At 37.6% G+C, this 8,006-nt stretch carries 8 protein-coding genes; all 8 read left to right on the top strand.

Going from position 1 to position 8,006, the window contains the following annotated elements:
• Positions 1 to 116: 116 nt before the first annotated feature.
• The 8 genes from FWE37_08410 to FWE37_08375 all read left to right on the top strand — a co-directional run bounded on the left by FWE37_08410 (position 117) and on the right by FWE37_08375 (position 7,699).
• The gene (locus tag FWE37_08410) at positions 117 to 1,985 is read left to right on the top strand and encodes an HD domain-containing protein (GenBank protein ID MCL2521001.1); all 1,869 of its coding nucleotides are present in this window, start codon (positions 117 to 119) and stop codon (positions 1,983 to 1,985) included.
• Positions 1,986 to 1,994: 9 nt separating this feature from the next.
• A complete protein-coding gene (locus FWE37_08405; GenBank protein ID MCL2521000.1) occupies positions 1,995 to 2,684 on the top strand; it encodes a 5'-methylthioadenosine/adenosylhomocysteine nucleosidase in 690 nt (229 codons plus the stop codon).
• Between the two features lie 380 nt (positions 2,685 to 3,064).
• A complete protein-coding gene (locus tag FWE37_08400) occupies positions 3,065 to 3,457 on the top strand; it encodes a hypothetical protein (GenBank protein ID MCL2520999.1) in 393 nt (130 codons plus the stop codon).
• 245 nt (positions 3,458 to 3,702) lie between these two features.
• The gene (locus tag FWE37_08395) at positions 3,703 to 4,098 is read left to right on the top strand and encodes a hypothetical protein (GenBank protein ID MCL2520998.1); all 396 of its coding nucleotides are present in this window, start codon (positions 3,703 to 3,705) and stop codon (positions 4,096 to 4,098) included.
• A gap of 121 nt (positions 4,099 to 4,219) precedes the next feature.
• On the top strand, positions 4,220 to 5,425 hold the full coding sequence (locus FWE37_08390; GenBank protein MCL2520997.1) for a putative ABC transporter permease: 1,206 nt from the start codon (positions 4,220 to 4,222) through the stop codon (positions 5,423 to 5,425).
• A gap of 56 nt (positions 5,426 to 5,481) precedes the next feature.
• Positions 5,482 to 6,210 (top strand): hypothetical protein, encoded by a 729-nt coding sequence (locus FWE37_08385; GenBank protein ID MCL2520996.1) that lies wholly within the window; start codon positions 5,482 to 5,484, stop codon positions 6,208 to 6,210.
• A gap of 317 nt (positions 6,211 to 6,527) precedes the next feature.
• Positions 6,528 to 7,016, top strand: coding sequence for a hypothetical protein (locus tag FWE37_08380; protein MCL2520995.1), 489 nt, complete (start codon positions 6,528 to 6,530; stop codon positions 7,014 to 7,016).
• 254 nt (positions 7,017 to 7,270) lie between these two features.
• Positions 7,271 to 7,699 (top strand): hypothetical protein, encoded by a 429-nt coding sequence (locus tag FWE37_08375; protein MCL2520994.1) that lies wholly within the window; start codon positions 7,271 to 7,273, stop codon positions 7,697 to 7,699.
• Positions 7,700 to 8,006 lie beyond the last annotated feature (307 nt).

Raw genomic sequence — 8,006 nt, 5'->3', positions numbered from 1 at the left:
TACTGGCCGGGTTTATTGTTAGTTCCTGTTATAATACAAACTGCTTAGAGGCCATTCTTTTTTTAATAAAAAAATGCTATAATTAGCCCATTACATTATTGTAAAAAGGTAGTAAAATGACTGTGCCGGCGATTGATGGGGTTATTAACGGCTTTGTTAAGCTTTTAACGCATTATAGCGATGACGAGCAGGCTTTAATAGATAAAGCTATTAGTTTTGCTGCCCAAATGCATGCCGGCCAGCTACGCGCCAGCGGCGAACCTTACTTTACTCACCCGTTAGGGGTAGCTAAAATCTTGGTAGAAATGCGTATGGATAGCGCTACCATTATAGCCGCCTTGCTGCACGATGTAGTAGAAGACACCGAGATTAGCCTTGCCCAAGTTGAACAAATATTTGGCCACGAAGTAGCTTTACTGGTTGATGGCGTTACCAAAATTACCCTTGAAGATGTTAAAGATAAAAACGAACAAGATATAGCTACTTTACAAAAACTTTTTGTAGCCATGACTAACGATATTAGAGTGGTACTCCTTAAGCTGGCTGACAAGCTGCATAATATGGAAACTTTAGCCTTTAAAAAGCCCGAAAAGCAGCAAAAAACAGCCAAAGAGTGTTTAAATATTTATGTACCTTTGGCTAGTAAACTGGGTATTTGGTGGTTAAAAAGACGTTTGGAAGATTTAGCCCTAGAATATATTGATAACGAAAAATTTAAAGAGATAAAAGCCTTTTGTTTAAGCAAAGAGGCCGAACAAGAACAATGGGCAAACGAAGTTAAAGTTAAGCTACTAGCACAAAGCGATAAAATACAAGATATTATTTTTATTAAACGTAATTATTACGCCGTTTATCGCAGTTACTTAGCCGGCGGTTTTAAAGGGTTAAGCTATCCTTTTGGCATCCGTATTATCTGTAACGATAACTTAAGCTGTTACACCGCTTTAGCTTATGTACACAGGCTATGCAAACCGATTGATGGGTTATTCCGCGATTATATTGCTAACCATAAAGAAAACGAATACAGGGCTTTACATAGTGTCGTGGTAGATAACTCGGGCAATAAATTAAGTATAGAAATTTTGTCGAAAGAGATGTACCATTTAGCCGAGTATGGTATACTGGCCATTTGGCTTTTTGATATGCCTCACTTTATTGCCGAAGATATAAATTTAATAGAGCGCATTAAAGAACGATTACCCCTTAACTTAAGCAGTAGTCAATTTATTAATGATATTAAAAAAGAAGTTTTTGAAGTTTTATTTAATGTTTTTGATGCTAAAGGTAAAAGCTATGCCGTTAATAACGGAACAACGGCCCTAGATTTTGCCTTTAAAGTAGCTAGAGAGCAAGCCATTTTTATTAAAAAAATTATTGTAGATGATAAAGAGCGCAGCTTAGATTATCCTTTAAAAAACCAGCAGCTTATCCAATTTACAAAGCAGCAAAAAGCCGCCATCAACTTAAGCTGGCTTAACTATACAACTAACAGTACCTCGCATATTTTTATTAAAAAATATTACCAGCAGAAAGGGTACGAAGTTATTAGCGCCAAAGACTACTTTGCCGCCTTGCCTAGTAACTTAACTCATATAGCCGACTACCATTTAGCTAGGTGCTGCCGCCTTTATAATGGTGAGCTATTAGCCGGCCTATTAACAAGTAAAAAAGGTATGGAACTGCATAATCCAAATTGTGCGGCCGTTAAGCGAGCAAAAATAACTTACGAAGTAGCCAAACAGCAGGCAGCGCTTCATCAAATACGGGTGCAAGCCGAGATTAATGATAGTAAAAAATTATTTGCTAAGGTAGAAGAATTAGCGGCTAAAGAAGGTTTAATCTTAAAAGAGGCTAAAACTAATTTAAAACAAGGGCGGCTTACAGCCGGGTTTACTATACAAGCTGTACAACCCAAGAAACTGGAGCATTTTATCACTTTATTAAGTAAATTAGATATGATAGATTATGTAACGCGAAAACCTTAGGAGGAAATTTTGAAGATATTAACGATAGCGGCTATGGAAATAGAGCAGCAATTATTATTAGAGCAAATGACGGCTAAAAAAGAAATTACCTTAGCCAATCATATTATTTTAACAGAAGGTTTACTAGATGGCAAGGCTTTTAGCTTATTACTGTGCGGTATAGGTAAAGTTAACGCCGCTCTTAGCTGTGCCTTAGCCATAAACCAGACCAAGCCCGATTTAGTAGTAAATAGCGGCATAGCCGGCGGCTTATTGGCTAGCCAACAGCTGGCCGATATTGTAATAAGTTACCAAGCGGCTTACCACGATGTAGATGTAACGGCTTTTGGCTATAGCTATGGCCAACTACCTAAAAGCCCCCTTATTTACGAAGGAGATGCTAAAGCCGCCGGTTTTTTACAAGAGGCTGCAAATAGTTATGGCTACCGGGCTAATGTGGGCTTAGTTGTAAGCGGCGACCAATTTGTTAATAATACCACTCAGGTTAAGACTATTTTAAACCATTTCCCGGCCGCCGAAGCCGTAGAGATGGAAGCCGCCGCTATTGCCCATAGCTGTACCAACTTAAATACTCCCTTTGTTATTATAAGAAGCTTAAGCGATAAAGCCGACAGCAACGCTAAGCACGATTACGGCCGTTTTGCCAAAGAAGCCAGCGAACGCAGCGCTAAGTTGGTACGCACCTTAGTAAACCGCTAAGGCAGCAAGCCTATAAGAGTAATAATGTAACTATCCATTTACAGGTATCACCTAAATACCCTTCGCCGGCGAAAAGGATTTAGTAGGTTATTTTTATGTTTTAGTATCTACAGTTACCATTTAAATCATAAGCACATAATCTATTTTTATTTAAAACTCTCCCCATTCCATACATCATTATGCTTATTAAAGCGATTAAGTGTAATTATAAATACCAAAGCCTGTTTATCCTTTGTAAAATGCTATAAACAGTAATATTTATAAATTTATGGTAAACTATACGGTTTTAGTGTTATAATGCTTTACAAAAAATAATAGTTAGTATATAATTAGCTCATAAAGTCTATAAAAAAATTTTAGGAGTAAAAAAGGAGTTTTTTATGAAAAAAAGTAAATGGTTGTATGGGTTAATTTTAATGGTAGTTTTAGCCCTATTTGCTTGTAGTGGTGGAGCACGTGTCCCTTTTTCCGGTGAGCATTTTAGATTTACAGATGCCGGTAACTTTAGGGTCGATTTAAATTTTGCTCCCAATGCCTCTACCGTAACTTTGGCAGTTACCAACTTATCATCTGTTCCTAACCTTTCGGCACCTAGCGTTACCTACAATTACGAACTAAAAGGTGATGTGTTAACTCTAGAGCGTACGGTAAATCACAACCCGGTACGTATAACATTTAACGTTAGCGATAACCGTAGTACCCTTACCGGTATAACAGGCACCCTGCCCGCCGGTACGGGCTCTGTTGCCGGCTTAGTTTTTGTTAAACAATAGTTTTTATAGTTTAATCATCAACCACTTTAATACCACACAAATATTTTTATAATATATTTGTGTGGTATTATTTTTTTACTTAACATTATTAAAACCCCTTCATTTTTTGCAAGGCGTTGCAAATGACAATATTTACAAATTTATAGTAAAAATTTAATATTTTCGTATTATAACTCTTGACAAAAAGTAATCGCTGCTATACAATGAATTTATCAAAAAATTTTAGAGATAAAAAGGAGTTTTTTATGAGAAAAAGTAAACAGTTGTATGGGTTAATTTTAATGGTAGCGTTAGCTTTATTTGCTTGTAGTGGTGGTAAAGATGCTCCATTTCGTGGCGAAGAGTTTAGATTTACAGAGGCCGATAACTTTAGGGCCGATTTAAACTTTGCTGCTGCCCTCGGTACTTATACTGTAAATTTGGTTATTACCAACCTTAGCAATGTTCCTAACCTTTCGGCACCTAGTGTTACTTACAATTATGAGGTAACCGGTGATGTTTTAACCCTTAGAAATACCGATACTAACGCTGTTGTTCTTACCTTTACTATTGGCGATAACCGTAGTACCCTTACCGGTATAACAGGGACCCTGCCCGCCGGTACGGGCTCTGTTACCGGCTTAGTTTTTGTTAAACGCTAATTTACGGTAAATTAATTGCTGGTTTAAGGCTATGTAACTATGTTGTAAACACCTTTGCATAGCCTTATTTTTTTATAACTACGCTATAGCTAATTACTCATAAAACTAGTATCTTAATTTTATGCCCAATTCTTTTAGTTTACTAGTTTTAGCCTTTGCCTTTTTTAGCCTGCTGGCTTGGGTGGTTAATACTTTAACCGCTTTTTTTACTAACCAGCCTACGCATCGTTTTTTATACGGCCCATACCAACCTTTATATGGGTTAGTAACTATTATCTTTATGCTAGTTACTACAGCACTCAGCAATAACCTACTTAGCTTAATGGCGTTGGCTTTAATTTTTTTTATAGGCTACTACCTTTTTTTACAGCGTATTTTTAAAACTAAAATAATAACAAATACCGTTATAACCGCAGTTATTTATGGTTTAATTGTGGCCTTATTTATTTTTTACGGCCGCAGCAGTTTTTACCGGAATACTGCTTTAGTTAATGCTCATTTATTACATCTTTTAGCTTCGTTATTTATTATAGTGCTACTTAGCGATATTTATCTTTCGTTAAAAGCTTATGTTAGCCATAAACATGGCCCGGCCGCACCAAATGTAACTTTAAAAGCCAAGCTTAAAGCCGGTTACCGCAACTTTAGTGATTATCTTATTAAGTTAAAAAGCCGTGAACATACCGCTTTTACTTTAAATGGTTATAAACTTTTTTGGATATTTATGATTTGCGGGGTGCTGGGCACCATTATAGAAACTTTATTTGTTTGGTTAGTACACGGAGTGCTGGAAAGCAGGCAAGGAGTTATCTACGGCCCTTTTAACCAAGTTTACGGCGTTGGCGGTGTACTTATGGTGGTAATATTACTGCCGTTAATGCACAAGCGCGATACCACCATCTTTATAGCCAGCGCTTTACTGGGCGGCGGCTTTGAATGGTTAATAAGTTTTGCCCAGCAAAACTTACTGCACAGCGAATCGTGGCAATATACCGGCGGCTTAGGGGCTTTAGGCAGCGGCCGTACCAGCTGGCTTTATATGTTATATTGGGGCGTATTAGGGCTGGTTTTTTTAAAGTTTATTGCCCCGCATTTTTTTAAAATATTAAACCACTTACTTAAAAGGCGGCATCATTATTTTACCTTAATAATTATGGTAGTTATGCTCTTTAATTTAACCGTTTCGGCCTTGGCTGTTTATCGTTTTGGGCAGCGCAGCGCCGGTATTACCCCGCATAATAGTTTAGAGCGTTTTATCGACACTCATTATAACGACCAAATGCTTAAAGAGATTTATCCGTCTTTACATACTGTAACTAACCCTTAACAAGAGCGGCTGCCGGCAGCCTAGCCAAATTAAATAAAGTTTGCTATAATAAAGTTATGAAAAAAAGCTTAAGTATAACTATATTAACTATTATTTTATTATTTAGCGGGCAATCTTTGCCGGCCAATAACTTTGACAATGCCTTTGGTACTATCCGCTGGGGCAGCACGATGGAAGGTATGTACCTGCAATTTTTGCGGTTATTCGGCAGCGCCATTGTAGACGAAGAACGCGGGCTTATTGTTGCCCGCGGCAGCTTTGCCGGCTACCCGGCCGACATTGAGGCGCAGTTTCAGGCCCGGCGTATTTTACGCCGCCTTACCTTTACCATCGATAGCTTTGGTGAAGGCGCTGAGGCCTTTGTTAGCTACGAACGCAGTTATGCCACCTTACAAGAACTTTTTGGCAGCCCTACGGCTATCGATATTTTTAGCGGCGACCGCAGCTGGCACTTTGACGATGGCAGCCGTATTACCTTGCGAACCACCCAAACCATCACCGAAGGCACACGGCGTACCACCGGCAGCCTAAGCGGGCAAGGTACCATTAGGGGGCAAAGCCGCACCCTTGGCCGTGACGGTGGCCGCACCGATAGCGATTATCTGCTAGACCTTAACCCGGCACACAATGCACAAGGCCTAATTTGGGAAGGCACACAAAGCTATAGCCGCCTACATGTAACTATGGTTATAGAGTTTACCCGCCCCTTAATGACGGCCCAACGCGAGGCCTTACTGGCCGAAGGTATTGAGCTTGATGAGGACGATGAGGAAGACGGCGATTAACTGTAAATACTTATTTTAGATACTTATTAAAAAAGCCCTAACTAATGCTAGGGTTTTTTAAGCTTATAGCTTAATCCGCTTTATATAACTTTTATTATATTTTAATACCTACCATTAATAGGCTATTCCTGCTCTGTAGAGGGGTTTTTGGTATAAATTAGCTCCATATTACCACTAAAAACTGCTTCATATTACTTTTCTATCTTTATAATAACTTTTACGAATATAATTACATAAATATGTTATTATATTTATTTTATGAATTTATTTGACAAAGTGATAAAGGTATGGTAAAGTTTTAGTAAAGGAGATTAAAAATGACAAATAAAAGTAAATTTAACTGGTTACTAGCTATATTATTAATAGTTTTGATGGGTTGTGGTAACAACCATTCTTCCAACAATGAACCGGCCGCACTCGAAATTATTAATGATAGTAATGGAGTAACCTTTTTAAATGTTATAAATACCGGTAACATTCAGAATATCCGTATCAATAATACAGAAATAGCTGCTTTTACTAAATTTGTACCGAATGCAATTAGGGACACCGATAACACTTTTACAATAACAATTATAGGCGCCGCTAACCAAATAGCTAATAAAGATGGTAATTTTACCAGAAATTCATTAAAAATAATTAATCTAGCTTCTTTACCTTCTTTAACACAACCAAATGCTCGTGTTCCAGCTAGAATAGAAATTGTAAATTCTTCCCATTTATCAAATCAGATAATAAGTCATGAGCTTTTAATTAATCCTACTATTGATAATAATATATGGATTGAATTTAAAATTGTAAGGTAGTTTTTTAGGTGTTTTTATACCGCCATATCGAGACGATTTAGGAATGTTTTATTTTTTATTTACCATCTTTTAAAGATTTGAGTAACAGCTCTAAAGAGTAGCCTAATGGACTATTTTTAAACTATATAAAGAAAAATTAGGGCTACTCAAATTAAACGACTTATAATGCAAAAACCGTTGACAAAGCTGCAAATAAATCTTATAATAAAACCGTAACGTTACAGCAAAACAAACTCAAATAAAAGGATTTTTGCATGAAAAATAAAAAATTATATGCTACAATTTTTATGGTAGCGTTAGCTTTATTTGCCTGTAATAACAGCGACAAAAGTAGCGATAACGGCAATGATGATGGCGACAATAGCACACCGGCCTCCATCGCTGGGGCTACTTTTGTATCAGAAACGAGCATAGGCTCAACTATTTATACAAACAGGCTTATTTTTAGTGATGATGGCGAAACCGTAACTTATAGGCACACGGCCTCTAGCACCAGTGCAGTAACTGAACGTAGTGGAAGTTATACTATAGAAAACAACCAAATAACAGTGGAACGAGGTGTTATAGATGCTCTTTTAGCTAACCCCGACCCTGTAAGGCTGCGCATTAGTACCGATGGCAATAGGTTAACCCGGCTCAACTTTTTTGGTAATGCTACCGAAACTGTATTTATTCGCCAGTAATTAATTTAACTGCATTGCAGATGGGAACCACCATCTGCAATTTAATTTATGACGACTATCTATCTATAAATATTTGATACTTGTTTTTCCGCTGCCCCACCCTTCGGGCACCCAAACCAATCAAAACCTGTGGGGGTTTTGTAGCCATTCAGAGCTAAATATTTACAGCTAGATTGCCACGCCGCCGTTTTGCGGCTCGCAATTGTAAGTGTCAAGTAATTCAAGAACAAATAGCTTGTTTTTTTAGTAGAGGTGTAGTGCCGATGCCCTGATGTATCCTATGCTCGTTATAGTATAGGATATATTT

The organism is Spirochaetaceae bacterium (genome assembly GCA_009784515.1).
Lineage (GTDB): Bacteria > Spirochaetota > Spirochaetia > WRBN01 > WRBN01 > WRBN01.
The sequence above is the reverse complement of the archived record's forward strand: the minus strand, read 5'-3'. Positions and strand labels throughout refer to the sequence as shown.

What these genes read in the sequence shown, in the direction of transcription:
- FWE37_08380 (MCL2520995.1), top strand. Translation starts at nt 6,528, where the DNA reads ATGACAAATAAAAGTAAATTTAACTGGTTACTAGCTATATTATTAATA.
- FWE37_08385 (MCL2520996.1), top strand. Translation starts at nt 5,482, where the DNA reads ATGAAAAAAAGCTTAAGTATAACTATATTAACTATTATTTTATTATTT.
- FWE37_08375 (MCL2520994.1), top strand. Translation starts at nt 7,271, where the DNA reads ATGAAAAATAAAAAATTATATGCTACAATTTTTATGGTAGCGTTAGCT.
- FWE37_08395 (MCL2520998.1), top strand. Translation starts at nt 3,703, where the DNA reads ATGAGAAAAAGTAAACAGTTGTATGGGTTAATTTTAATGGTAGCGTTA.
- FWE37_08400 (MCL2520999.1), top strand. Translation starts at nt 3,065, where the DNA reads ATGAAAAAAAGTAAATGGTTGTATGGGTTAATTTTAATGGTAGTTTTA.
- FWE37_08390 (MCL2520997.1), top strand. Translation starts at nt 4,220, where the DNA reads ATGCCCAATTCTTTTAGTTTACTAGTTTTAGCCTTTGCCTTTTTTAGC.
- FWE37_08410 (MCL2521001.1), top strand. Translation starts at nt 117, where the DNA reads ATGACTGTGCCGGCGATTGATGGGGTTATTAACGGCTTTGTTAAGCTT.